At 70.3% G+C, this 24,948-nt stretch carries 27 protein-coding genes; 23 read left to right on the top strand and 4 right to left on the bottom strand.

Annotated features, from left to right (window positions below; genetic code table 11):
* Nucleotides 1–24 precede the first annotated feature (24 nt).
* Nucleotides 25–390: a hypothetical protein gene (locus ACZ44S_RS04200; RefSeq protein ID WP_285512861.1), complete on the bottom strand. Its 366-nt coding sequence runs from the start codon at nt 388–390 to the stop codon at nt 25–27.
* 169 nt (nt 391–559) lie between these two features.
* A complete protein-coding gene (locus tag ACZ44S_RS04195) occupies nt 560–1,693 on the bottom strand; it encodes a C40 family peptidase (RefSeq protein WP_466924222.1) in 1,134 nt (377 codons plus the stop codon).
* Nucleotides 1,694–2,203: 510 nt separating this feature from the next.
* Between ACZ44S_RS04195 and ACZ44S_RS04190 the strand changes: the two genes are divergently transcribed.
* The 20 genes from ACZ44S_RS04190 to ACZ44S_RS04095 all read left to right on the top strand — a co-directional run bounded on the left by ACZ44S_RS04190 (nt 2,204) and on the right by ACZ44S_RS04095 (nt 17,201).
* Nucleotides 2,204–2,959, top strand: a complete 756-nt coding sequence (locus ACZ44S_RS04190; RefSeq protein ID WP_285512859.1) for a DNA-methyltransferase — start codon at nt 2,204–2,206, stop codon at nt 2,957–2,959.
* A gap of 249 nt (nt 2,960–3,208) precedes the next feature.
* Entirely contained in the window at nt 3,209–3,760 is a 552-nt protein-coding gene (locus tag ACZ44S_RS04185) for a DUF4913 domain-containing protein (RefSeq protein ID WP_285513053.1), read from the top strand.
* Entirely contained in the window at nt 3,757–4,242 is a 486-nt protein-coding gene (locus ACZ44S_RS04180; RefSeq protein WP_285512858.1) for a hypothetical protein, read from the top strand. Before ACZ44S_RS04185 ends, ACZ44S_RS04180 begins: the two co-directional genes overlap by 4 nt.
* A gap of 18 nt (nt 4,243–4,260) precedes the next feature.
* Nucleotides 4,261–4,959 carry a hypothetical protein gene (locus tag ACZ44S_RS04175; RefSeq protein ID WP_285512857.1) on the top strand — a complete coding sequence of 233 codons (699 nt, stop codon included), beginning with the start codon at nt 4,261–4,263 and terminating at the stop codon, nt 4,957–4,959.
* A 17-nt stretch (nt 4,960–4,976) separates the two neighbouring features.
* Nucleotides 4,977–5,726, top strand: coding sequence for a hypothetical protein (locus ACZ44S_RS04170; protein WP_285512856.1), 750 nt, complete (start codon nt 4,977–4,979; stop codon nt 5,724–5,726).
* A 147-nt stretch (nt 5,727–5,873) separates the two neighbouring features.
* The gene (locus ACZ44S_RS04165) at nt 5,874–6,215 is read left to right on the top strand and encodes an SH3 domain-containing protein (RefSeq protein WP_285512855.1); all 342 of its coding nucleotides are present in this window, start codon (nt 5,874–5,876) and stop codon (nt 6,213–6,215) included.
* Between the two features lie 100 nt (nt 6,216–6,315).
* Nucleotides 6,316–6,798: a hypothetical protein gene (locus ACZ44S_RS04160; protein WP_285512854.1), complete on the top strand. Its 483-nt coding sequence runs from the start codon at nt 6,316–6,318 to the stop codon at nt 6,796–6,798.
* Nucleotides 6,795–7,238, top strand: coding sequence for a hypothetical protein (locus tag ACZ44S_RS04155; protein WP_285512853.1), 444 nt, complete (start codon nt 6,795–6,797; stop codon nt 7,236–7,238). The genes ACZ44S_RS04160 and ACZ44S_RS04155 overlap by 4 nt, the downstream gene beginning before the upstream one ends.
* Nucleotides 7,239–7,247: 9 nt before the next feature.
* Entirely contained in the window at nt 7,248–7,661 is a 414-nt protein-coding gene (locus ACZ44S_RS04150) for a hypothetical protein (RefSeq protein ID WP_285512852.1), read from the top strand.
* Between the two features lie 42 nt (nt 7,662–7,703).
* Entirely contained in the window at nt 7,704–8,546 is an 843-nt protein-coding gene (locus ACZ44S_RS04145; protein WP_285512851.1) for a winged helix-turn-helix transcriptional regulator, read from the top strand.
* Nucleotides 8,543–9,061: a regulator gene (locus ACZ44S_RS04140; protein WP_285512850.1), complete on the top strand. Its 519-nt coding sequence runs from the start codon at nt 8,543–8,545 to the stop codon at nt 9,059–9,061. Before ACZ44S_RS04145 ends, ACZ44S_RS04140 begins: the two co-directional genes overlap by 4 nt.
* Entirely contained in the window at nt 9,058–10,293 is a 1,236-nt protein-coding gene (locus ACZ44S_RS04135) for an MFS transporter (protein ID WP_285512849.1), read from the top strand. The genes ACZ44S_RS04140 and ACZ44S_RS04135 overlap by 4 nt, the downstream gene beginning before the upstream one ends.
* Nucleotides 10,294–10,325: 32 nt before the next feature.
* The gene (locus ACZ44S_RS04130) at nt 10,326–10,628 is read left to right on the top strand and encodes a hypothetical protein (RefSeq protein ID WP_285512848.1); all 303 of its coding nucleotides are present in this window, start codon (nt 10,326–10,328) and stop codon (nt 10,626–10,628) included.
* A gap of 300 nt (nt 10,629–10,928) precedes the next feature.
* The gene (locus ACZ44S_RS04125) at nt 10,929–12,155 is read left to right on the top strand and encodes an ATP-grasp domain-containing protein (protein WP_285513052.1); all 1,227 of its coding nucleotides are present in this window, start codon (nt 10,929–10,931) and stop codon (nt 12,153–12,155) included.
* Nucleotides 12,152–13,297, top strand: coding sequence for an MFS transporter (locus ACZ44S_RS04120; RefSeq protein ID WP_285512847.1), 1,146 nt, complete (start codon nt 12,152–12,154; stop codon nt 13,295–13,297). Before ACZ44S_RS04125 ends, ACZ44S_RS04120 begins: the two co-directional genes overlap by 4 nt.
* The gene (locus ACZ44S_RS04115; protein WP_285512846.1) at nt 13,294–13,914 is read left to right on the top strand and encodes an HAD family hydrolase; all 621 of its coding nucleotides are present in this window, start codon (nt 13,294–13,296) and stop codon (nt 13,912–13,914) included. The genes ACZ44S_RS04120 and ACZ44S_RS04115 overlap by 4 nt, the downstream gene beginning before the upstream one ends.
* 24 nt (nt 13,915–13,938) lie before the next feature.
* Nucleotides 13,939–14,808 carry an SPDY domain-containing protein gene (locus tag ACZ44S_RS04110; RefSeq protein WP_285512845.1) on the top strand — a complete coding sequence of 290 codons (870 nt, stop codon included), beginning with the start codon at nt 13,939–13,941 and terminating at the stop codon, nt 14,806–14,808.
* 29 nt (nt 14,809–14,837) lie between these two features.
* The gene (locus tag ACZ44S_RS04105) at nt 14,838–15,326 is read left to right on the top strand and encodes a hypothetical protein (protein ID WP_285512844.1); all 489 of its coding nucleotides are present in this window, start codon (nt 14,838–14,840) and stop codon (nt 15,324–15,326) included.
* A gap of 60 nt (nt 15,327–15,386) precedes the next feature.
* Complete coding sequence (locus tag ACZ44S_RS04100) at nt 15,387–16,172, top strand: SPDY domain-containing protein (protein ID WP_466924211.1); 786 nt, start codon at nt 15,387–15,389, stop codon at nt 16,170–16,172.
* A 36-nt stretch (nt 16,173–16,208) separates the two neighbouring features.
* Nucleotides 16,209–17,201: an MSCRAMM family protein gene (locus tag ACZ44S_RS04095; protein ID WP_285512842.1), complete on the top strand. Its 993-nt coding sequence runs from the start codon at nt 16,209–16,211 to the stop codon at nt 17,199–17,201.
* A 304-nt stretch (nt 17,202–17,505) separates the two neighbouring features.
* Here ACZ44S_RS04095 and ACZ44S_RS04090 read toward each other — a convergent pair whose 3' ends face one another.
* Together ACZ44S_RS04090 and ACZ44S_RS04085 are read right to left on the bottom strand one after the other, a co-directional pair.
* Nucleotides 17,506–17,643 carry a hypothetical protein gene (locus ACZ44S_RS04090; RefSeq protein WP_352230210.1) on the bottom strand — a complete coding sequence of 46 codons (138 nt, stop codon included), beginning with the start codon at nt 17,641–17,643 and terminating at the stop codon, nt 17,506–17,508.
* 425 nt (nt 17,644–18,068) lie between these two features.
* Entirely contained in the window at nt 18,069–19,910 is a 1,842-nt protein-coding gene (locus tag ACZ44S_RS04085; protein WP_285512841.1) for a helix-hairpin-helix domain-containing protein, read from the bottom strand.
* Nucleotides 19,911–20,041: 131 nt separating this feature from the next.
* Between ACZ44S_RS04085 and ACZ44S_RS04080 the strand changes: the two genes are divergently transcribed.
* Genes ACZ44S_RS04080 through ACZ44S_RS04070 form a run of 3 tightly spaced genes read left to right on the top strand, consistent with a single transcriptional unit; the run spans nt 20,042 to nt 24,800 of the window.
* Entirely contained in the window at nt 20,042–21,493 is a 1,452-nt protein-coding gene (locus ACZ44S_RS04080) for a site-specific integrase (RefSeq protein WP_466924381.1), read from the top strand.
* A complete protein-coding gene (locus ACZ44S_RS04075) occupies nt 21,490–23,238 on the top strand; it encodes a hypothetical protein (protein WP_285512839.1) in 1,749 nt (582 codons plus the stop codon). Before ACZ44S_RS04080 ends, ACZ44S_RS04075 begins: the two co-directional genes overlap by 4 nt.
* Entirely contained in the window at nt 23,235–24,800 is a 1,566-nt protein-coding gene (locus ACZ44S_RS04070) for a site-specific integrase (protein ID WP_285512838.1), read from the top strand. Before ACZ44S_RS04075 ends, ACZ44S_RS04070 begins: the two co-directional genes overlap by 4 nt.
* Nucleotides 24,801–24,948: the final 148 nt, after the last annotated feature.

Raw genomic sequence — 24,948 nt, 5'->3', positions numbered from 1 at the left:
GCTGCCGAGGCGTTCTACTTCGGGCTACTTCGGGATCGAGGGCTTCGGCGCCGGGTTCGATTCGTACGGGTTGGCGCAGTCGTAGATCATGAATCCGCGGATCTTCTTGCCGTCGGACTTCCGGGTCACCGTGCCGCGGGTGTACCAGGTCTTCTCTGCGCGCTTGTACGCGAACTGGTCGTAGGCGACCTTGTCGTGCCGGTAGGCGATGCCCACGACGGTGGCATTCTTCGAAGGATCCTTGCGGACCTTGACCGCCTTGCACGAGATCGTCGTGTGGCCGGTGTCGTACGCCTGGGCTGCGGAGGCGCTGGCGAGGCCGCCGGCCGCAACTGCGAGGCCGATCGAGCTGGCCGCGAGGGCGCGCCGGACGCGGGAGTGGAATGTCACGTGGATGCTCCGGGGTGTTGGGGGATAGGGAGTGGGCCGTCGGCTCGTCCTGCTGGGAGGCCGTCGGGCGAAGTGATTGAGGGGGATGGGGATTTGGCCACCAGGGCCAGCGGTCGGGCAGATCACCGGCGACGTCCTGGTGACGGTGGCTCGCGGGCCTGGACCGGGGTCAGATGACGCGGCGGGCGGCGAGGATCGTCCAGTCCTTGATCGGGGTGATCCGGACCGGCTTGGTGGTGCGGGGCGCCTCGATCACGAGGCCCTCGCCCAGGTACATGCCGACGTGCTCGGGCCGGGCGGCAGTGCCGCGGCTGAAGACCAGGTCACCGGGCTTGAGTTGGGCGGGCGAGACCGCCTTGCCCTCGTTGACCTGCGTGTACGTGGTGCGGGTGAGGGTGACGCCGGCATGGGCGTACGCCTGCTGCATCAGGCTGGAGCAGTCGCAGCGGCCCATGGGGTCAGGACCATGCGCGTTGGTGCAGGAGCCGCCCCACTGGTAGAGCGTGCCGAGTTGCTGCATCGCCCAGGTGATGGCCTTGCGCGCCTTCGGATCGGCGTCCTTGGGGATCTTGTAGCCCTTGGGGACGCTCCCCTCGGGGATGCGGCCGAAGCCGGAGCCGTCCTGATAGGGAGTGCAGCCGGTGGTGCCGGGCGGCGGTTGCTTGCCCTGGTCCGCGTCTTTGCCATCCGTGTCGTTGGCGCCGCCTGGGAAGGTCTTGGCGATGGCGGCCTGCAATGCGGTGGCCAGGTTTTCCCACTGGGCGTACGCGTCCGGCAGCCCGGACTTCTGCACGGCTTGGGCGGCCTGGGTGACGGTCATCTGCTGCCAGCCGCTCACCTTGAGCAAGTGCTTGTAGAACTGCTCGGAGGCGTATACCGGATCGTGGATCTGCTGGGCGCTGCCCCAGCCCTGGGAAGGGCGCTGCTGGAACAAGCCGAGCGAGTCGCGGTCCCCGTAGTTCAGGTTGCGCAGCCGGCTCTCCTGCATCGCCGTGGCGAGCGCGATGATCTGTCCCTTCTTGGGGACGTCGAGCGAGAGGCCGGCGGCCACGATCGTCTGCGCATTGGGGACCTGCTCGGCCGGCAGGTCTAGGCCCTCGACGTGGACGTCCTTGCCGGACGCGCCGTCGAGGATCTTGGTGACCTGCTCGGCGACCTTGCCTGTGTCGATGTCGGTCAGGCAGCTGCTGAAGGATCCGTTGCTCTGCACGGCGTCGGCGGAGGAGGCCAGCATCATGCCGGTGCCGGCGATCAGGATCGGGGAGAGGAAGACGACGCCGATACTGGCGGCGAGCCCCTTCAACCGGAGCGGACCGCTCGCCGGTCAGCGATGTCGGGCAGGGGTGGGTAACGAGACGTCATGAACGTGTCCTTCGGGGTGCGGTGTCCGGCGTGCCGCGTGCGCGAAGCGTGTTGGAAGGCCGCGGCGGCCGGGGTGGGCGATTGGGACGGGCCGACGCGGGCGAGTTGCCGCTCGCTCTGCGAGGCCGGGCCGTGAGCTAGGTGTGCCGGGGCAGGGGGTACCTCCGTGAGGCGTGGCGGGAGTAGCCAGCGGCGGTGTGCGCCGGGCGGTTCAAAAACAGTAGGCCCAGATCGGCGGTTGACCAAAAAGCCGGCGTGAGGTGCCGGAACCCGATACCCCAGCACAGCACTTCTTGGTCGTCGGCGGTTTCGCCTCTACAGTTTTTGGACTCCCTCTCGCTCTCCTCGGCCTGTGGCTTTGGGCTTCTGCATGCCCACTTCCGGCCCGCGAGGACTCTGCGCGAGGCGGGTAGTTCCCTCCGCGATTCCGCACCCGAATTGGGGTTCCTCTTTGCCTTTTTCCCTGCACCAGGGCGACGCCCTCAGCGTTCTCGCTGGCCTCCCGGACGGTTGTGTCGACTCCGTCATCACCGACCCGCCGTACAACTCCGGTGGGCGGACCGCGAAGGAGCGCACCACCCGCTCCGCGAAGCAGAAGTACACGTCCGCCGACGCCCAGCATGCTCTGCCGGACTTCACCGGCGAGAACATGGACCAAAGGTCGTACGGGTTCTGGCTGACGCAGATCATGACCGAAGCCCACCGCCTCACGAAGACCGGCGGCACTGCGCTGCTGTTCACCGACTGGCGACAGCTCCCCGTCACCACGGACGCGATCCAGGCGGCCGGATGGCTGTGGCGCGGGGTGCTGGCCTGGCACAAGCCGCAGGCCAGGCCGCAGAAGGGCCGGTTCACCCAGAACTGTGAATTCATCGTCTGGGCGTCCAAGGGAGCGATCGACGGCTCCCGCAACCCTGTCTACCTGCCCGGCCTCTACAGTGCCTCGCAGCCCAGCGGCAAGGCGCGCCAGCACATCACTCAGAAGCCCGTCGAGGTGATGCGGGAGCTGGTCAAGATCAGCCCCGAGGGCGGTACGGTTCTCGACTTCTGCGCCGGCTCCGGCTCCACGGGCGTCGCGGCCCTGCTGGAAGGCCGCGACTTCATCGGCGTGGAGAAGACTGAGCACTACGCGTCGATCGCGGCCGACCGGCTCACTGAGACGATCCGCGAAACGCTCACCCAGGACGACGTGGTTCTCACCGTCTGATTCGCTCTGCCGTATTTCGCTCCGGGGCCCCGCGCACCCTCCCAGTTTTTCCGGAGCCCGCCGGGATGTTCGTGCAACCTTCCGGCGGGTCCGTGCGCCGTGGATTCCGCCCACTTGTCATTTCGCGTCTCGTAGGAGGCCGTACTTTTCATGCCCGAATCCATAGAACCCGCAGACGGCGGGGAAATGGAGCCGGTTCGCATCCCGGACCCGCAGTTGGAGGGGATCGAGGCGAGCGTCCGACGGCTCATGGAGCAGTCGGCGCAGCAGGCACAGCAGCTCGACCATCTCGCGTCCTCGCCGGCGCCGGGCGGATCGCCGTTCGCGGCCTTCGGCATGCCGGGGCTCGGTGGGCCAGCTCCCGCCGCGCCACCAGAGCCTCGCCCGATCCTGGAGCTGGACGGAGAGGAGCGCGAGGACGAACTCGACGCGCTCAGCGACTGGGTCGACGACTTCTTCCTCCCGGTCTACGGGGCTGAGGTCACCACCGCGGCGCCCTGGTGCCTGCAGTGGCAGGAGCACGACGACGTCGTGGCCTGGCTCCACGCCCTGTGGCTCGCCTACCAGCAGCACAAGGACCCCGAAGCCGGATTGAGCGGTCTGTTCGTGTGGCACCGGGACTTCCTCACCCATGCCGTTGCGGCGATCCGCGCGCCTGGTGGCCCGCTGTCGGCGTGCATGACCTCTCCCGACCGGCCCGCGCACCGTCTTCTGCCCGGCCCGCCGCCGTCCGTTCGTACGGAGACGGCGTCCACGGCGGAAGCCGCCGACGCCGCCGAGCCGGACGAGCCGACGTCATGACCGCGGGAGTGGGACAGCCCGCCTTCGGACTGAGCTTCGACCCCCGCGCACTGACCGATCTCCTCCAGGCCCCCAGCGATATCCGCGACCTCACCCTCGCCTACCTGCAGGAAGTCGTGAACGCGCAGCGCTTCGGGCTACGCCTCGACGGCGACCTGGAGGGCTATAGAAAGCTGTTTGTGGACTCCCGGAAGGATTGGCGCGTCGTCTACGGCGTCCGTCCGGCACCCGCGGAGTCCGCGCACGCGAAGGACATCCACGTCGTTGCCATCCGGCCGCGTGCGGGCAACGACGTCTACGACGAGGTCGGCCGCCGCCTGGGGATGACCCGCCGGCCGCTGAGCGCCCGCACCCACGCGGCCCGCTCCCGTTCCCCGCAGCTGACCACCCGCACTCCCGCGCCCCGGCCCGGTCCGCCGCCCACCGCACTGCCGGGTCTGCCCCGTCCCGCACACAACCCCGCGCACCACCACACCCGCTAAACGCACGGAGTGTCGCCTATGCCCCCTGAACCCGCGCCGCTACCAGCCCGGCGTGCGGTGTCCCCGCTCGATCACCGGCTCGAAGCCGCCACCGGCCACGACATCGACACCCTGTGGTCCTACCGCGACCGCGGCGTCCTCGACGAGCCCCACGCCCACCTAGTCGACCGGCACCGCGAACTGGCCAAGACCCAGACCGCTGTCACCTTCTACCTCCGCCTCCTCAATCGCCTGTCCAGCGGCGAGTTCGACGTCGACGACGCCCTGTTCACGCGCATCAACCGCACGGTGGACCAACTGGAGGAGGCTGCGGGCGCTCGCGACGCCGCTGCGCGGCAGGTGCTCGCCGCCCTGAAGCCCATCGAGGCCGCCGCGACGGCCTCGACGCCCCGTGCGCCTCAGCTCTCGGCGGACGACCAAGCCGCGCTGCTCGCCATCGCTGGCGGCGCCAAGCTCTACGAACACCTGCTGACCGGACGGGTGTCCGTGACCGCTGCCTCCGGGACCCGTATCCCTCACGCCAGGCTGCAGCGGCTGGAGGACGCCGGCCTGGTCCTTCGGGACACCGGCCACCCCGTGCACGCCGGCCAGCCGGTCGCCCTCACCGATGCCGGACGTGCCGCGCTGTTCGCCGCCCGGCGGACCCCCACGACCCGTGCACCCACGCTCCCGACTCGCCCCGGCACGCCGCCGTCCACCCCGGCACACCGGTGCTGAACTCCACCGAAAGGCCCTTGTTGTCCCCCACCGAACCGGCGCCGGCTCGGCAGTCCATCCCCCAAGTCGACTTCGAGTTGGACGACTTCGACGCCGACGAGGAGAAGTACCTCGACTTCTACCGCAAGGTCGCCGTCCATGAGGACATGCTCGTCCCCCTCGCCGAACACCACACCCCCAACGGCGCGCACAGCTACTACGTTCTGTTCGACCGCACCGCTACCTGGGGACACCCCGGCATGCCGCAAGTGCTCGCCGTACATCTGCAACGAGACCGCGAGAAGCGGACGTTCGCCTTCGAGCAGGCCCCCCTGCCGCTGCCCGCGATGGCGCAGTCCTGGCTCATCCACCGCGGCTGCCCGCGCGACGCCATCAGCCTCAACCCCGAGCTGGGCCTACCGCCGGCGGACGAGGCCACACGAGCGCTGGAGCGACGCCTCGCCGACGACGGCGACCACTACGCCATGGGCTACTCCTACACCTGCGACGACCCCGACGACATGGTGACCGTCGTGGCACTGCGCGCCTTGGACGAGCGAGCCCCTTCGCCGTTCCGCGTCATCGTCGAGGAGGTCGACACCGACGTCTGGACACGCACGCTGCGCGAGGGCGGCTTCGACACGGTGGGCGAGGCCCTGCAGTGGTGCGACGACCGGCTGACCGGCGAGGCCGGTCCCCTCCCGCCGGTCCGCCCGGCAGCCGCAGCAGGCCGCCCGGCCGGTGTGGCGAAGGCCCCTGCTTTGCGCCCGCCCGGCCGCTCGCGCTGAGCGCCCAGGCCGAGTCGGGCGGCGCAACATAGCCGACGATCGCCGGTTAGCCAAACCGGCGTTTCTCCGGACTCTTATACAGCCGCCGGGACAACACCCGCGGCGCCTTCCACGCAATCCCTATGCCTTCACGGAGGTTTCTTTCGCATGCGCTCCACCCGAATTGCCATATCCGCAGCGATGCTCGGCGCACTCGCTCTGCCGATGCTGTCCACTGCACCCGCGAGTGCGGCTCCCGCCGCTGCCACGATCGTTGCGCCCTGCCCGGACCTCCCGCCGCTGCCGTACACCGTCCACGCGTCGGCTGTGACCATCCGGTCCAAGGCCACCACGAAGTCCACCGCCGTCGGAGTGCTCTACAAGAGCCACAAGTTCACCGTGCACAGGAAGAGCGGCAACTGGCTCTACATCACGGACAAGACGACCGGCGTCAAGGGCTGGGTCTCCGGCACGTACGTCTACCGCGACGTCCGGATGTGCCTCGACTGACAGGCCCCAATAGGTGGCCCGAAAGCGGCTGAGTCGCCGGGCACGAGCGCCCTCTCATCTTCCTCCAGGCATCGGCCTTTCCAGAACAGGAGCTTCCCTTTTGTCCGACGGCATATTCGATGACGCTGAGGATGTCGTGAGCGTGCTCACCGAACGGATCGAAGCGCGCTTCGGTATGGACATGGACCAGCTGAAAGCCGCGGTCACCGCCGCGCCGCTGGCGAATCCTGACGCCACCGATGTCGTCAAGTGGCACGGCCTCCTTGTCGAGGCCCAGTCCGTGCTCGATCACGCGGAGGACGACCTCCTCGCCGCGCTGGAAAGCCAGCCCAGCGAGGTCGACGACCCGACGATGGGTCTCGCCCACCGCGTGAATGCGGCCGTCACCGCCCGCGACGGCCGGGCCCTGGTCGTGCGGTGGCTCCTCGACCCGAACGCTCCGGGCAAGAAGGACCTCGCCGCCGAACGGCTCGCCCGCCTTCGCCCCCGAACCGGTCCGGCGGTGCAGACCAGTGCTCCTCACCGACCCGCGGGTACACCCGTGCCGGCGACGGCGTGGCGGGCGGGAAGGGCTGTTCGATGAGCCCGGTCAAGGCCAGCACCATGGACGTCGACCTTGAGGATGTCTTCGGAAACCCGGTTGCGGAGCTCTACGAGGCGGCCGTCGGCCCCGATGCCTCTCCGGCCCTCGCCCGTGCCCTGGAACTGCGTTCGTTCCTGGCTCTGACCGAGGAGCAGGTTGCCCGCGTCCGCGATCGCGTGCACGCGGACATGGACCCGGACCGCGACATGGGCGAGCTGTCGGGGGACAAACTCCGCTCCGACGCGCAGTGGCTCGAGGCCGCGCTCGACGCCCGCGACGGCTACCGCGCAGCCCTCGGCGAACTGCTACGCACCATGCCCCCGCCCGACCAGCACGCCCGGCCCGTGAGCATGACGCAGCTCAAGGCCACCGCCACCCTGCCTCCGCCCGCCGCCCCGGCACCGCCGCGTGCCGGGGCGGCCCGGGCCCGCCGCACCTGAAAGCCCCGCTTGCCCCACCTCACGTCCACCGAGATTGCCGGACGGATCGAGGACCTGTACGGCGCACCGCTCGCCGACCTCACCGCCCACGCCGAGGGCCAGCCGCCCGGCATGCTCTCCGCCCTGCTCGGGATGCACGACGACCTCGCGCTCGCCGAGGGCAGCATCGACTTCCACCGCGACCGCCTCGCCCGGCTCATCGACACCGAGCGGCACATCGGTCGGCACGAGGTCTCCCACCTTCTCGACGGTGTACGACGGCTCGCCGAAGCCGTCGCCGTCCGCGACGCCCAGGCCAAGTCGGTCGCCGCCGTGCTGCAAAGCCTCACCCGTGTCCCGGCCCCGGCGCCGTCCCCGCCGACACCGTCACCGCCACTGCCGGCTCCGCCCCTCCCGGTGCAGAGCACGGCGCACAGCCGCTGACCCGTAGGCGACTTCCCCCTCACCCTCCCAGGAGTTCCTCCCTTGGCCATCACCGCTCTGCCACCTGACACCGACAGCGACATCGCCCGGGTCACCGAAGTCCTCGCCATGATCACCCCGCGCTGGAACGTGAGGATCCTGCTGGCACTCTCCGGCCCGCCACTGCGCTACAGCGAGTTGGCGGCCAAGGTGTCCTGGCTGCAGAACGGCCAGCTCCACCCCAAGCTCAAGTCGCTGTGCGACGCCGGGCTTGTCGAGCGCACCGAACACACCGCACGCCACGTGACCTACGGCCACACCGAGCGTGGTGCTGCCCTGCTGCCGGTTCTGCCGCTGATCGTTACCTGGGCCGAGGAGCATCTGGAGACGGCGGACCGCCCGCTGCCCGCGATCGAGCAGATCGAGGACAGCCTCACCCTGCTCACCCGGCGGCACGCCGCCGCCATCCTGTGGGTGCTGAAGGTACGCAAGGAGGTCAGCGGCCGGGCGCTGGCCCGGATCGTGATGCCCAGCAGCGACTGGACCAACGTGTACCCGCCGCTGCGGCAGCTCGTGGCCGACGGCCTGGTCCACACCGAGGGAGCCGGCCACCCGTACCGGCTGTCCGCGGCGGGCGACGGCCTGGGCCCCGTTTTCGGCGCCCTGTCCGCCTGGTCCGCCGGGCAGCCCCTCGACCAGGCGGCCCACCATCCGGTCTGGGGGCACTCGCTGGCGAAGACCGCGTCGAGGCCGTGGGTCAGCAGCCAGTCCCGGCCAGCGCCCGCGGCGATCCCCCCACCCCGGACTGGCGAATCCGCTCCGGCCTGGCAGAACCGCGATCTCTTCTCCCATGCCACGGCCGCCCGCCCGATGGCGGCCGTCCCGGCGGGAGGCCCACGCCGATGACCACCCTCTTCACCACATCCGAAGTACGGAACGCAGTCGAGCTGCTGGCCTCTCGCTCCTTGATCCGCCTGGTCACCGAGATCGACGACAACGGAGCGATACCGCCCAGGCGGCTGGCCGGTACCCTCCCCGACCTCTCCTCGCACCAGCTGCGCCGGGCTACCGAAGCGGCCCGCGCTCATGGACTCATCCGGACCGCACCCGGCACGGGACTGGAACTCACAGACGCTGGGTCGGAGTTGGCCGACCTGTACGACGCGGCTGCACGCTGGGGTCGACGCCACGCCTACCCGGGGCCGGTCTGCGAGTTCAGCAGTCGCATCCGCCACGTCCTCGACCTCCTGGCACCCTCGCTCGCGGCCGAGCGCGCCGACGGCCTCCCGCGGCCGTCCGCCGCGCGGCTGCCAAGCGACGAGGCCGAGGCAGACCTTGCCCGTCCCCGCGCTCTCCTGATCCAGTGGCTGGCCGGCAACCCCCAGGTCGCCCGGGTGTCCGAGCCCGAGCCGGTCGCGTGAGCGCAGCGGTTACACCCCGGCATGCACGCCACACCGCCGGGCTGATGCGCAGCATCTACCTGCCGCGCACGGCGGACGCTCTCGCGTTCGCGATGTCCACCTACGGCATTCCGCTGCTGGTCCTGGCCACCACGCGCTCCACCACGCTGACGGGCGCCGCGTTCGCCCTGGAGTGGATCCCGCGGCTGGCGGCGTTCGGGTGGGCCGGATCGGTCGTCGACCGGCGCGGGGCATCCGTGGTCTTCCACCTCGCCTCCCTGGGACGCGCCTTGGTTCTCGCCGTCGGCGCAGTCCTTCTCCACTTCCACCCGTCCGACGCCGTGGCGAGCGTGACCGTGATGGTGCTCGCGGCGGCCACCGGCGTGCTCACCGAGTTCAGTTACATCGCGGTCGAGACCTCTGGCGCCGCCGCCGGCCGCCGGGCAGGTGCACGCGCTCACCGTGTCCAGGCCGTGCTACTCGGTATCGACCAGACCGCGACGCTGGCCGGCCCGGCGCTCGCCGGACTGCTCCTGCTCGCCGGGCCGCCGCCGATGCTCGCGGTGATCACCATGCTTTCGCTGCTCGCCGCGCTGCTCGCTCTGAGCACACCCTCCTCGCCCGTGGCTCCGGCCCGCGCTCCGAAGGGGCGGCCCGGCGCCGGTCTCCTCACTGGGTGGCGCACCATCCGCTCGCTGCCCGCGCTCGGCTGGCTCCTAGCCGGGCTGACCCTGTCCAACCTGGCCACCGGGCTCCTCCAAGCGGCCGGTCCGGTGATCGTCGTCGAGCGCTTCGGGCAGTCCACCACTGCCGTCGGCCTGGTCTGGTCCGCGGCCGCCGGCGCAACCCTCCTCAGCGTCACGCTCTGCCGGTTCGCGCTGGACCGCCTGGGCCTGTGGCCGGTCGGCGCCACCTGCGCGGCCCTCGCCTCACTCGCCTGTCTCGCCGCTTCCCAGGCCCCCGAATACCTGTCCTACCTGGTCCTGGTCGCGGTCCTCATGGCGGCAGACGGCGGCATGACGGTGGTCCTGCGCACCCTGCGTTCCCGCCTGATCCCAGCGGAAACGTTCGGCAGCACCCTGTCGGCGACCATCCTCATCCTCCTGCTGCCCTTCCCCGTCGCCGGCGTACTCACCGCCCTCACCCCACCCGACGCACTGGGCCACGTCATCACCGCCTGCGCCGCACTACAAGCCCTCGGCCTCTTCTGCGCCTTCGCCCGCCTGCGCACCGATCCCGCCCTGCGTACCTGACCCCATCGCACCCTCAGCCTGTGGAGAACCTCATGTCTGCCGTCGTCCTTGGCCCGAACCGTGCGAGCGGTCGCACTATCACCGAGCAGTTCAACGCCTTCGACGCGCACAACCCGCACGTCTACCGCGCCCTGGAACGCATGGCCGCCCGCCGCCTTGCTTCCGGAGCCACACGAGTCAGCTTGAAGGACCTCTTCGAAGACCTGCGCCGCCAACTCCCTTACGGAGTCGCCGGGCTGAACAACAACTTCACCGCCCTCTACGCCCGCCGCCTCATCGACGAGCACCCCCACTGGGCCGGCGTGTTCGAACTGCGCCGCCGCCGCGCCGCCTAATGGGCGCGCCTGACAATCCCCTCTCTCCCCTCGCTTCCGCGCCCTCCCTCGGCTGGACGAAGGCGGCCGGTCGGGGCGCCGAGTAGGGCTTCGTCAGACACGTGCAGCCTCCCGGGCTGCGTGAGCAGCTTCGGCCCGAGGTCCCACCATGCCGCTGGCCGCGCGTCGGCTGCTCGCCGAGCAGCAGTCCTCCGACGCTGCGGTCCGCCGCCTTCCCACCCTCCGCCTTCCCACCCTCCGATCCCGAGGAGCTTGCTCTTGTCCGACCGCCCTGTCGTCCTGGTCGTTGCCGCAGCCGACATGGAGGCCGAGGCATACCGCGGGTACTGCCTTCAGTCCGTGGCCGCCGCTTATGACGTTGTCTTGATCACCGGCGAAGAGCCGTCGTGGGAGGTTCCGTATCTGCGGGACTGCATAGTCGTGTCCGATCCGACCGACCAGGCGGCGCTGTCCGCCGCCGGCCGGACCCTGGCCGAACGCTACGACCTGGCCGGGGTGTTCACCTGGACCGAGTGGTACCTCGTGCCCGTGGCTCGCCTCGCCCGCCAGCTCGGCCTGCCCACCACTGCCCCGGAGGCCATGCAGGCGTGCCGCAACAAGGCCACATCCCGTGCGCTGTTCGCGCGGCACGGCGTGCCGTCGGCTGCTTCGGTGAGCGTGCGCACCCAGGCCGAGGCCGAGGCGGCGGCCCAGCAGATCGGCTACCCGCTCGTGCTGAAGCCCGCCGCGCACGCGGCCAGTATCGGAGTGATCCGCGCCGACACACCCGAACAGCTCACCGCAGCCTTCGCGTTCGCCGACCAGGCGGCCGGGCTCGGGCGGGAGTCCACCAGCGTGCTCGTGGAGGAGTACCTCGACGGGCCCGAGGTGTCGGTCGAGTGCGTCACCTACCGCGGCGAGACCACCGTGGTGGCGGTCACCCGCAAGACGGTCAGCGCTCCGCCCTTCTTCGAGGAACTGGCCCACTGCGTGGCCGCGGCCGACCCGCTGCTCGACGTGGTGACCCCCGTGGCACGGGCCGCGATCCGTGCTCTGGGGATCACCGACGGCGTCTGTCATGTCGAGATGCGGCTGGTCGACGGCCGGCCGCGGCTGGTCGAGGTCAACGGCCGGCTCGCCGGCGACATGATCGGCCACCTCGTCCGACTCGCCTTGGGCATCGACCTGCCCCGCGCCGCCGCCGACATCGCCTGCGGCCGGGCCCCCGACCTCACCCCCACCCGGTCCTCGGCCGCGGCGATCCACATGCTCTACCCGGACACCTCCGGCACCCTGCTCCGTCTCGGCTTCGACGGCATCAGCCCGCGCTGGCTGGACCGCGTGCACTTCCAGCACCAGGTCGGCGACCAGCTGCTTCTCCCGGCCGACGGCGGCAACATGTGGACCGCGCGGATCGGCTATCTGATCACCACCGCGCCCACCGCGGACCTGGCGCAGGCACGCGCCGAGCAAGCTGCCCGCCGCATTCAGGTCCACGTCGAGCCCCGAGCTGCCGAGGAGCCTGTTGCCGGTGGGCGCCCCGCATGAGCCTCACTGATGTTTCGCTCCGGCGTAGCCGTGTCCTGCTGACCGGCTACTTTCTCGGCCTGGGTGTAGTGATGGCTGTCTGGGGCGCCCGGATGCCAGCCGTGCAACACGCAGCCCACCTCACGACCGGCAGCCTGTCCCTCGTCCTGCTCGCCGCAGCTCTCGGCATGGTCGCCGGACTGCAAGCCGGTGGCCGGCTCGCCCGGCCCGAACGCCTCCCCACGCTCTTGATCGGTGGAGCTGCCGCACTGGCGGCAGCCCTCGCCCTGGTGGGGCAATGCCGGACTTTGGCCTCGCTGCTCGCAGCGGCGCTGGCCTTCGGCGCCGCGCACGGTGTCCTGGACGTCGCCGTCAACACTGGGGCGGTCCGCTGCCAGAACGCCTACGGCAAGCCCATCATGTCGTCCCTGCACGCCGCGTACTCGATCGGCGCGCTCGGCGGCGCCGCCCTGGCCGCCGCCACCGCCGGCACAGCCCACAGTGCTCTGTTCCTGACGGTCGGCGCCGCACTGACGGCGAGCGTGTTCGTGGCCGGGCCGCGCACCCTCACGCTGAGCGGCGCCGACCCCAAGACCTTCGACCCCCAGGAGGCCGATCGGGACCGGGCGCCGGGGAGGGTCTGGCTGCTGGGTGCGTTGGCGGCTGCCAGTCTGCTGGGGGAAGGAGCGGCAGCCGACTGGGCCGCCGTGCACGTGCACGGCCTGCACGCCGGTACGGCTGTCGCCGCGAGTTCCTTCGCCCTCTACAGCACCGGCATGGCGATCGGCCGGCTGACCGGCGACCGGCTCACGACCCGCTGCGGTGCCTCTGCCGTGGTCCGCGCCGGCGCGGTCCTCGCCGCTGCCGGACTGGCCACCGGCGTCCTGGCCGACAGCGTGCCTGCGGCGCTTGCTGGCTGGGCGGTCTTCGGGCTCGGCCTGTCCGGCACCATCCCCTCCCTGATCACCGCCGCCGGCAGCTGCGGGCCGAGAGCCGTCGCCACGGTATCCGTCACCGGCTACCTCGGCCTGCTCGCTGGCCCCGCCCTCATCGGCGCCCTCGCCAGCATCACCGCCCTGCCCACAGCCCTGCTGCTGCCCGCCTTCCTCGCAGCCGCCGTCGCTGTCCTCGCTCGTCGCGCCCTGGAGAACACCACCCCTTGATCCGCCCCACCAGCCTTGATGCCGTCATCCTCGACTACAACGGCGTCATCGGACTGCAGCCCACCCGCGCCAACTGGCTTCGACTGGCCCGCACCGCCTCCTGGCCCGAAGACGATCTCGCAGGCTTCCAGCGAGCTTTCTGGAACGCCCGCGACCTCTATGACGCCGGCCAGCTCAGCGACCTTGCGTACTGGGCACACGTCCTTGGCGCCCACCCCGGCTCCCGCCTGCTGCGCGAACTCCTCGCCGCGGACACAGCCATGTGGACCGAGACCGACGAGAGAGTCCTGGCCGTCCTACGCCGCGCCCACGCCACCGGACTGCCGATGCTGCTGCTGTCCAACGCACCCGCCCACCTCAGTAACGTGCTCGACACCCACGAATGGCGCCTCATGATGACCCAGGCGCTCTACTCAGCCCGACTTCAGGCGTGCAAGCCCGACCCGGCCGCCTACCACCACGCTCTGCAGGCCACCGGAGTTCGCGATCCACGACGCGTTCTGTTCGTGGACGACCGTGCCGACAACTGCCAGGCCGCTGCCCGCTTGGGCCTGCGGACGCTGCACTACACCGGCTCCAGCGATGCCCTTCAAGAAGCCCTGGTGCTCGCTGCCTGACCCACCTTCACCATTCAGGAACCTGTGACCTCTCACGACGACCTGCCCACGATTGACGGAGACGTCTTCGTCTCTCCGCGCCACCTCGCCTCGACCACCGGGATCGGCGACCCCGCCCTCGCCCCGCTCATCGACCTCGGCTGGGACCTTAACAACGACGACCTAGGCAACGCCTACGTCAACGCCCCCGACCGCAAGGTCCGCCTGGGCTACCTTCCCGAGGGCGAGGATGACGGGCTCTGGCGCATCAACGCCTACCGGGATCCGTTCGGACCACCGACTTGGGGCGTCTGTTTCAACGACCGCGTCCCCACCGAGTTCGTCCAGGCGTTCACCACGGTCCTCGCCACGGCGTACAAGCAGGGGCCAGACACCTACCTGGCGCGGCCGGTCTCCGGAACGGACGAGCACGATCCCTTCCTCACCGTCGTGCCCCTGCTGAAACAGGGTTGGGAGATCGACCGCCCGCGCTGGGGCGTCTTCGCCATCCAGGCCCCGGACGGACTCGCCGGCCTCGAGTTCACCACCGGCGACCTCGACCCGGAAGCCGAACTGACGACGCGGGACGCCCGCTGGCAGCTGTGGGCGGGCAAGTCCATCGACCGGCCCGTCTGGTACGCCACGGCCAGCACCGACACCCCCGTCGCCCTGCTCACCGCCGTCACCGAGTGCGTCGCCGATCCGGCTCCGCTGCCCCGATGGCGCGAGGCAACCTTCAGCTACATCAAGGGCATGGCCCAGCTCACCCCGATCCTGCCGCCCGCACCGCAGGCCCCCACCCCGCTCGACGTGCACCGGGCCGCCGCATCCCGCCGCCCGGCCGCGCTCCCCGCGGCCAGCGTCCCGCGCTGGAGCACCACCAGCCGACCGGCCCTGCCCGGTCCACGCCGATAGACCCTGCCCGACCCCTACCGGAGACCCTCTTGTCCCTGCAGGCCCCGGAGTTCTTCGCCGAGCTATGCCTTCCCTTCCACGACAGCACCGTCGTGGGCAACACCTACTTCGCCGCCCCCGTCCCCGGCGTACCGCTGCGGCTGCGGATCGATTTCACCCGCACCATCCACGCGGACACCTACGGCGGCCTGCGCCTGGCAGTCGTCCACCCGGACCGCGGCGAGATCGACGCAGTCGCCCTCAGCTTCCTCGACCACGGCACCTTCCACCGCCGCGACGAAGCGGCCAACACCGGGCCGAACACCAAGCAGTACGGCACCTTCGACACGTACCACCGCCCCGGGCGGCCACCGTGGGAGGGAGCCGTCACCACCGGGTTGCGCGACGCCGTCGAGCAGTACACCGCCGTCTGGTTCCCCGGTGCCTGGGCCGCGTCCGCGTCGAGCCGCACCGCTGGCCGGACCGCGCACACGGCACCCGCCGCTCCGGTCACCCGCAGCGGCACCCGTGCCCGCTGAGCCGCGCCTACACCGCGAGCCGCGGCGTTCCGCACACTTCCAGCAGGAGCCCTGCCCGTGATGACCCACCCCTTTGAGGACCTCGACGCGGCCCAGACCGTACGAGTCCTTCCTCGCCACCTCGCTGGGCCCGGCACCGTCGACCCGCGCACTGCTTGGGCCTTCCCCTACGACGAGGGCTGGCACTTCGCCCGGACCGACGAAGGCACGGCCGCCGCGTTCAGCCCGTGCCTGCGGCTGCAGACCACCTACGACCCCCAACCCGACAAGCCCGGCAAGGGCACGTGGACCGTCAGCGCGCACCGGGCCCCGTTCACCCCGCCGGCCTGGCGGATCACCTTCGACGCCACCACTCCCGTCGAACTGCTGCATGACGTCCACACCGAGCTGCTCGACCTCTACCTCGAAGACCGGCACAGCGACCACGATCGGCTGTTCCAGGACGAGACGGCGCCGCACGAGGCGTACGTGCCGCTGCTCACCCGCGGGTGGAGCCACGACGTCAAGACCGACGGCACACAGACATTCCTCGCCCCGGAAGGACTCGGCGGCCTACGCCACCGCTACGCCATCAGCGGCTCCAGCGGGCCAGCCTGGCGGGCCTGGGGCGGGTACCCCAGCGAGCCGCACTGGAGGGCGCACTTCTCGTTCGGCACGCCCACCACGCTCGTCGCGGCCTTCACCGCCTCGCTCATCTCCACCGAGCCACTGCACCGCACCGTCCAGGACGTCCCTGTCCACACCCGCGCAGCCCTCTACGTCGCCACCACGACCACCAAGCAGCCGAACGGCAACACACCTGTCGCCTCGCCACCTCCCGCCCCGGTCTCTGGCCGAACCCGCTGACCTTCCCCGCCCCCTGACCAAGGAGTCCTCCTCCTCGTGCACGCACGATTCGTCCGATCCGCCGCCGTCGCCGTCGCGGTGACCGGCACCCTCACCTGGGCGCCGGCCGCGAGCGCTCAGCCCTCCGAACCGACCCCCTTGGCCTCCGCCGTCCCCGCCGAGACACCGGCCCCGGACGCGGGCAGCGTCGAGATCACCACCAAGGACACGGCCGGTGACACGCTCCCCGGCGCCACGTTCCTGCTGCTCGATTCCGTTGGCGAGGAAGCCGGACGCGGCAAGACCGACGGACAGGGGAAGCTGACCTTCTCCGACCTTGTCCCGGGCGTTTACCGCCTCAAAGAAGTCTCCAGCGGCAGCAGCCTGCACGACACCGTCGATGACCAGGACGTGATCGTCACTCCGGGTACCGCTACCCGGCTCACGATCGTCGACCCGTTCAAGGCCGCCTCGGTCCTGCTGAAGGCCAAGGACGACAAGACCGGCAAGCTCCTGGCAGTATCCACGGTCAACATCGGCAGCGGCGACAAGACCATCCTCACGCTGACCACCGGCGCCGACGGCACGGCCACCGGCAAGCTGCCCATCAACTCCCGTACCGGCACGGACTTCTGGGTCAAGCAGGTGAAGGCACCTGCCGGCTACAACATCTACAAGCCCTCGAAGGCGTTCAAGGCCAAGCCGGGCGATCCCGTGACCGTGACCGTCACCAACGCCAAGACCGCCACCAGTCCGCCGTCCACGGAAAAGCCGACCGAGAAGCCGAGCAACAAGCCCTCCCCGGACAAGCCCGGTAAGGACGAGGGCACTCCGGCGCCGTCCTCCTCGGCTGCCCCGGCCTTGGACGAGACCGCGTTGAGGACCGCGGCGCCCGCCCCCACCGGCGCGCTCGCGCACACCGGCGCCGACGCCACCCCGTGGCTGATCGGCAGCGCCGGAGTCCTGATCGCCGCTGGCGCAGGTGCCCTCGTCGTGGCCCGCCGACGGCGTACAGACGGCTCCACCGACGACGGATCCGCCGAGAGCTAGCCTCTCCGGCACTTGCCGCCCTTAGCCCCCCGAAATCACTTGGTTCCGGGGGCTTTGTCGTGGCCGCCGACAGACGGATAGGCCGGTGCTCCTGCCGTGCTCCATCCGGTTATGCAGCCCCGGCTCGGACCGGCGCACGCTGCTGCTCTCCCGCTCTGGCAGCGGAGGGGATTCCCTACCCGACCCAGCCGATCTCGCGTACCTCGATGGCCCCGTCGTACGGCATGTACTGGATCCAGCAGCGCGCCCCGAATGCCTCGCGGATCTCCTCGATACTCCCGCGGTCCCGCACATCGGGCCACGCCTACGGCGCGGCGCGAACCCGCTCAACGAGCGCAAGGACCTCATGCAGAGCCTCCTTCGGCAGCTCGCCCATCACCTCGGAGGCCAGCTCCTCCACCACCACACCACACCGCATCGCGCACCCTGTGCTCGTGATCATTTCTCAGCACCGTACGACTTAATCCACAGATGGGTGCCGTCCTGTGGATAGCTTCTGGCACGGTCTGGTCAAGTCGGGCGGCCCATCCGCGGCCTGGAAGCATGGCGCCCCGCGTCGCTGACCTTCTGCACGAGTACGCCCTGGCCAGGGACCGCATCGAGGTCGACCGATGCTGCACCGGGGGACCTGTCGCCGGTGCCGCACCCAGCCCACTTCTGTCGCGGACGGCTCGGACATGGTCATAGTGACTATCTTCGGCCTCACCCGGGACCCCGAATTGGCCCCGGGTGGACACAGCTATCGCGATGCGGCGGCGCCCTGGATGGTCATCACGCTCGCGCCCGACCCGCAGCGCTGGGCGTGCCCGGTGGGCTTCACGATGCCCCTGTCGTGGGCGCGGGTGAAGCTTCGTTTCCCTCGGATTGTCACCTGAAGCGCCCCGGCTGATGGGCCCGAGCCGGGCCATCGAGTGCGTGCGCGCGGTGCACGATCATGTTGACCGAGCCGCGGTCTCGCTCGATGTGTCCGTCCAGCAGCACTGCAGGGGCGCCGAGGACTGCCTCGCGCGTGCGTTCCCAGACCGGGGGAGAGAAGACCAGGTTGATCATGCCGGTCTCATCCTCCAGGGCGCCGAACGCCACTCCCTTGGCCGTCGGGGGCCTTTGGATGTATTTGGCCAGACCGCCGACCCGCACCCGGGTCTGGTCGGCCAGGTCACGGGCCTCGCGCGCAGGCTGTGCCCCGTGTGAGGCCAGCAGGGCACGGAGGTGCTGTGCCGGGTGGGTGGTGGCGCTGGCACCGGAGGCGTCGAGGTCGGCGGCAGTCGCCTCGGCCGCGGTCATGACCGGCAACTCCGGCGCGGGCGCCAGGTCGTCCAACCCCGGCAGGACGTCCTGGATCTCGCCGGTATAGGCGCCGGCCGACCACAGGGCGGTGCGCCGGTTCACTCCGAGGCCATCGAATGCCCCGGCGGTGGCCAGCTGCTCCATCAGCTTCGCCGACAGCCGCGTGCGGCGGGCGACGTCGGCCACCGAGCGGAACGCCACCGTGCCACGCAGAGTCAGGATTCGCTCGGCGATCTCCTCGCTGATCCCGGTCACGGAGGTCAGCCCGCGGCGGATCGCCGGCCGCCGCTCCGGCTGATCGGTGTGAGGCTCCAGCGTGGCGTGCGCGCCGGAGCGCTGGATGTCGACACTGCGGACCTCGATGCCATGTTGCTTGGCATCCTGAATGAGCGTCTGCGAGTCATAGAAACCCATCGGGAGATGCGCCATAATCCCCGCCAGCAAGGCGTGCGGAAAATGGTACTTCACCCAGGCGCTGGCGTAAATGATGCCCGCCATCGACTGGGCATGAGACTGCGGAAATCCATAATCCGAAAACGCTTCTATCATGCCCACAATGCGCTCTGAGGCGGCATGGTCGATGCCCATGGCGGCCATCCCGGCAAGCAGTCGTCCGCGCAGCTGTGCCACCTTTTCGGGAGAGTGCTTGGCGGCCATCGCCTTACGGAGGCGGTCCGCCTCGCCCGGGGTGAAACCCGCACAATCGATAGCCAGAGCCATAGCTTGCTCTTGCCACAAAGCGACCCCGAGAGTTTTGGAAAGCGCTGGTTCGGCGAGCGGATGCGGATAGGTCACGGGCTCCAGACCGGCCCGCCGCCGCAAATACGGATGCTTTGATCCTGCCTGAATGGGGCCCGGCCTGATGATGGAGGCGGCCACCGCGAGGTCCTCGAAACACCGGGGCTGCAGTTGCGGCAGGGTCGAGACCTGCGCCCTCGACTCGGCCTGGAATACGCCTATGGTCCGACCTGCGGCAATCATGGCGTACACGTCCGGGTCGTCCTGCGGAATCGAGGCCATGTCCAGACTGATTCCGTGGTGTTCGGCAATGAGGTCGCACGCGGTGTGCAATGCGGCCAGCATGCCCAATCCCAGGATGTCAATTTTCAGAAGATGGGCGGCAGCCACATCGTCTTTGTCGCCTTGCAGTACCGAGCGCCCTTCTCGGGTGGCCCACTCAACCGGCATGATTTCCCCTATAGGCTGGCGGGTCAGCACCATCCCTCCCACATGGATGCCCAAATGCCGCGGCAAGGTATGCAGTTGCCCGGCGAGTGAGCGCACGTCGTCGGGGATATCAGCGTCGGGCCCGGGGGGCTCGTGGTGAATGTGGCGGGTCATCTCATTGATACGCGCCGTGGGGTAGCCGAGGGCGCGCGCGGCATCCCTGAGTTCCCTATTGAATTGGCGTGTTGAAGCCAATCAAGAAGGGGGCACTCGCGGTGAGTTGGCGTGTGTTCTGGGTACCGTCGGACGCGGTGCGGGGTGGAGTTCGGGGCAGTGTCGTCGAGGGATGGGACGATCTGCCGTCTCGCGAGGACTCGGTGGGCGTGATGGCCGGCGATCCCATCTTCCTGTCACCGGATCATCGGGTAGATCCCCTCCTGAGCCTGTACGGCCAGTCCGGTACCTTCCGCCGCTACGAGGAGGAGACCCGCCGCAACTACGCCACAGACATCGCCCTGCTGCTGACGTTCTTGTGGAAGCGCGGGCGGGGCTGGCTGGAGGCCACTCCGAGGGACCTGGAGGACTACGAGCATTGGCGGCGGAGAGCGGAGGCGAATCCGAGCCGGGTCGGCGGGGCGAAGTGGGGACGTGAACTGGCCGCGTTCGCCAGCCTGTTCCGGTGGGCTGTCCGTGATGGACACCTGGTGCGCACTCCGCTGCTCGTGCGGCAGATCGTGGGGGGCAACGGCGAGGTGATCTCGGTGCCGGAGGCGGCGCCGAAGGACGTCCGGCCGAGCAACGTGCACTGGCTGACGCCGAGAACGTGGCGGAAGTGGGTCAACGTCGGCCTGCGCGGCCACACACGCGGAGGTATTCCGCAGCCGGGCTGGGTGGGACGGCTAGAGGACCGCAACGTGGCCTTCGTGCGGCTACTGACGTCGTCCGGGCTGCGGCGAGGCGAGGGAGGATCGCTGCTGACGTTCGAGCTGCCCGTGCGGCGGATCGGCGGGGGCCGGTACTACCGGGGGAAGGTGGCCGCGGCCGTGACCCGGTCGAAGAGGCCCCGGACGTTCTATGCCGCCGCCGATGCGCTCGGCGACGTCGAGGCGTACGTCGATTCCTCGCGAGCCTGGGTGGTTCGCAAGGCCCAGCAGGCCGACCGGTACGAGCGGCTTGCTCAGCTGCGGCTGGTCACCGAGGTGACGCGCGGATTGAAGCCGAAGGTGCGGTGGCGCGATCAGCGTGGCGTCGCTGGGGAGCGGGAGTTGAATCTGCTGTCCGTGCGCGAGCGGATGATGCTGTTCACCGAGGGGCCGCAGGGTCCGGAGCCGCTGTGGCTGTGGCTGAACGAGCAGGGGATGCCGTTTCGGCCGCATTCCTGGGACGGCGTGTTCCGTACGGCGAACCAGCGGTGCGCGAAGGTGCTGACGCCGCCAAAGTACCTCGGGATGGATCCGCATCAGGTCTTCGCGCCATACGCGACGCCTCACTCGGCACGGCACTCGTTCGCCCTGTACATGCTCGTGGTGCTCAACTACCTGATGGACCAGCGGTTTGGGCTGAGCCCGTCCGAGCGGCGGGACTTCCGTCTGCTGTACGGGGATCCGTGGTTCATGGTGCAGAACCTGCTGGGGCACGCCTCCCGGCAGACCACCGTCGACATCTACCTTGCGCCGGTGGCCGACCTGCAGTTGCGGGCGATGCTGGCCACGGCCGACGACGATCCGGAACAGGCGCCGATGCCGGAGCTGGATGAGGTCTTCGCGCGCATCGCCCGGGAGTCGGAAGGCATCCAGGACCTCGACGACCGCCTCGACCCCTTCGGGGGTGTGGCGTGAGCCGACACGGACGCCGGGCATCCCTGCCCCCAGGCGACCACACCCGCCCCGAACCCCTGGATTCGGGCGGGCTCGTCGTACGGCACGTCGACCGCAATGGCCGGGTGCGGGCATACGACTTCGCGACGCTGCTGGTCGCCGAGCCGATGCAGCGCTCCCTCGCCGTGCTGTTCGCCGCGCGGTGCACCCCGAACCGGTGGGGCAGTCACCGCTCGTCGAGACTGACGTTCCAGCTCCTGGAGAAGTTCACCGCGTTTCTGTCCGGGCTCGAGCGGCCGCCGCGGGACGTGGAGGAGCTGACCACAGCGCAGGTCAAGCAGTGGCGGCTGAGCCAGGCGGGCACGGCGGGCGGCCACAACGCCATCACCCGGGTCGGCAGCCTGCTGCGGCAGGACGCCCGGCTGGCGAGCGGGCCCGTTGCGGACGAGTTGGCCGTGCGCACCCAACGGCCGAAGAGTAAGACGCAGTCCTACAGCGAGGAAGAGTTCGACCGCATCAAGCGGGCGGCGAGGCGTACCTTCCGCGCCGCGTTGCTGCGTATCAACGACAACGCGGCGCACCTGGAGCGGTGGCGGGCGGGAGCCTTCGCGCCGGGCAGCCACGACTTCATCCTCGGCGAGGCTCTCGACTCCCTGGCCCGCACGGGCGACATCCCGCGCCGGGTCAGCGCGAAGGGAGCACGAAATCCGATCTGGCGGTTCCAACGCGTCCTGGGCAACACCAGCCCGGCCGCGACGTGGCAGCGGCTGTTCCTGTCCCGGCTGGAGGCCGCTGCCCTGGGCGTGCTGCTGATGGCCGAGTTCGGCTGGAACCTGTCCGTGATCCACCAGGCCAAGGTCCCCAAGGCCAGCCCCGACCCCGGGGAGGACGGACACTCGACCTACCGCATCCCTGTGGTGAAGTACCGGCGCGGCGGCGGCCGCTACTTCGAGACCCGCAACGTCACCGACGACGGCGCCCGCTCCCCGGGACGGCTGATCACCGAAGCCCTGCAGGCCACCCGCTTCGCGCGTGCCGTCGTCGAGGACCTCGCGCCCGACACCGACCTGCTGATCGTGTGGCGCTGGGCGCAGGGAGGGCACGCCATCACCACCTCCGATCACCACCCACCGGTCGGACTCTTCCGGTTCGGCGTCGCCGATAGCGCTGGCAGCGCCTGGGCCCGGGCCGAAGGACTGGCCGGTTCGCCCTTCCGCCGCGGGCGGCGCACGGTCAATGCGCTGGTGCGGCGCGAGCCCGGGCAGAACAGCCAGGCCACCCATGACCGTGACTACGTGCTGGTCGACCAACGGGTGCAGCAGGAGGCCGCGGACATCATCGCGGCCGGCGCCGAGGACGCCGCCGAGCGCGCTCGCCAGGCAGTCCTGGTCGCCGAACTCCGTGCCATCCCCGATCCCGACGACCGGGAGACCGCGACCGCGGACTGCCACGACTACGAGCACAGCCCCTTCACCAGGCCGGGGAAGGGCTGCCGTGCCTCGTTCCTGATGTGCCTGGGCTGCACCAACGCCCGCATCCACCCCGGCCACCATGCCCGCCTGGCCCATCTGCACCGGGCGCTGAACCACCTGCGCTCGGCCCAGCCGCCGACGGTGTGGGAGGCCGACTGGGGCGAGGCCCACGCCCGGCTTGAGGACCTCAAGCGCCGCCTCGGCGAGCCGGTCTGGGCTCAGGCCCTGGCCCGCGTCACCAATGCCGACCGTGATCTCATCGACTGCCTGCTGACCGGAGTGCTCGACGCGTGACCACCGCAGCCCACCACGATCCCTACATCCTGCCGATGCCCGCACCGGACACGCCTGTCGTGCTGCCGCACCGTGTCCTGCCCATGCACGCGCACATCAACGGCCGCTACGCGGACTGGATCTGGCCGTTGGCGGCGCTGACGGAGAACCCCAGCCGCCACAAGGCCAGCATCCGCTGGCGTCAATGCCCCGTGGCCTTCCGGGACGAACTCCGGCTGGTTGCCTGGACCATGATCAACGGTGAGTTGCGGCCCACCTTCCTGGCCGAACGCGCGCGTTCGCTGCGGGCCCGCGTCAGCCTGAGCGACCTGACCGAGGCGGTACGGCAGTGGATGTACCTGGCGGCCTGGCTCAAGGAACGCGGGCTGACCTCGCTCGCCCAGTGCACCACCGCCGTCTGGACCGCCTACGACCAGCACCTGCTCGCGGCCGGCTCCAGCCGGAAGCGTGTGCTGGAGATCCTCGGCACCCTCACGCGCCTGTGGGCGTTCGACCAGCTCTCCGCCCGCCCCACGGGTGTCTCCCGGCCGCCGTGGGACGAACTCGGTGCCGACGACTACCTCCCGGCCGTCTCCTCCGCCGGCAGTGGGGAGAACGCCAGCGAGCCGCTGGCCGAAGAGACTATGGGGCCGCTGCTCGTCTGGGCCCTGCGCATGGTCGACGACCTCGCCGACGACATCCTCGCCGGACACACCGACACGAAGCGGCTGGCGGAGACCGGCCGGACGATCCCCAGCACTCCTGCCGGCCAGTCCGCCCTCGAGGCGTACCTGGATCCGCTCGTTGCCGCCCGGGCACCGCTGCCCGCCGTCCGGCTCAAGGGCCGCGAGGGGTACGGCTTCGCCCGCTACTACGTCGGCGGCCTGACCGGCGCCTCCCGTCACCAAGTCGCCCTGTACGCCAAGCGCCACGACCTGGTGGCCGCAGCCGCGCAACGGCCCGGACCCTGTCCGCTGCCGACCCCCATCACCGGCCGCATTGCCGGACGCCCCTGGCGCGAGGCCCTCGACTTCGGCGAGACGCCCGGACTGATCCGGCTGCTGGTCACCGCGTGCTTCATCGTCATCGCCTACCTCACCGGGATGCGCCCGGGCGAGGTGCTCGGGCTGCGACACGGCTGCTGCCCGGATCCCGAGCCCGACGCCTCCGGCCGTATCAGCCGGCACCTGATCTACGGCCACGAGTACAAGAACGCCACCGACGAGCACGGCAACCACCACTCCGCCGGACGCGAGCGCGACGTCCCCTGGGTAGCCATCGCCCCCGTCGTCAAAGCCATCCGCGTGCTGGAGCGCATGGTGGCGCCCGGCGAGCTGCTGTTCAGCCACGCCGTGCACGGCGCCATGGCCGGACCCGGCACCGGCTCCCTGCGCTCACCCGCGCTGCGTGTGCGGATCGAGGACTACGTTGCCTGGGTCAACGCCGAAGCCGCCCGGCAGGGCCTGCCCCGCGAGGTCATCCCGCCCGATCCGCACGGAGCGGTCGGCACGAGGCGCTTCCGCCGTACCCTGGCCTGGCACATCGCCCGCCGTCCGGGCGGGCTCGTCGCCCTCGCCATCTAGTACGGCCATCTGCGCACCGCACTGGTCTCCGAGGGCTACGCCACGCGCAGCCGCGACGGCATCCACGAACTGATCGACATCGAAACCGTCCGCGCCGTCGCCGACACCGTCGCCGACCTCAACGACGACCTCCAGTCCGGCGGCGGCC

The sequence above is a fragment of the Streptomyces malachitofuscus genome (genome assembly GCF_055571035.1).
Note: the sequence above shows the minus strand (reverse complement) of the source record. Positions and strands in the feature narration are given on the sequence as shown.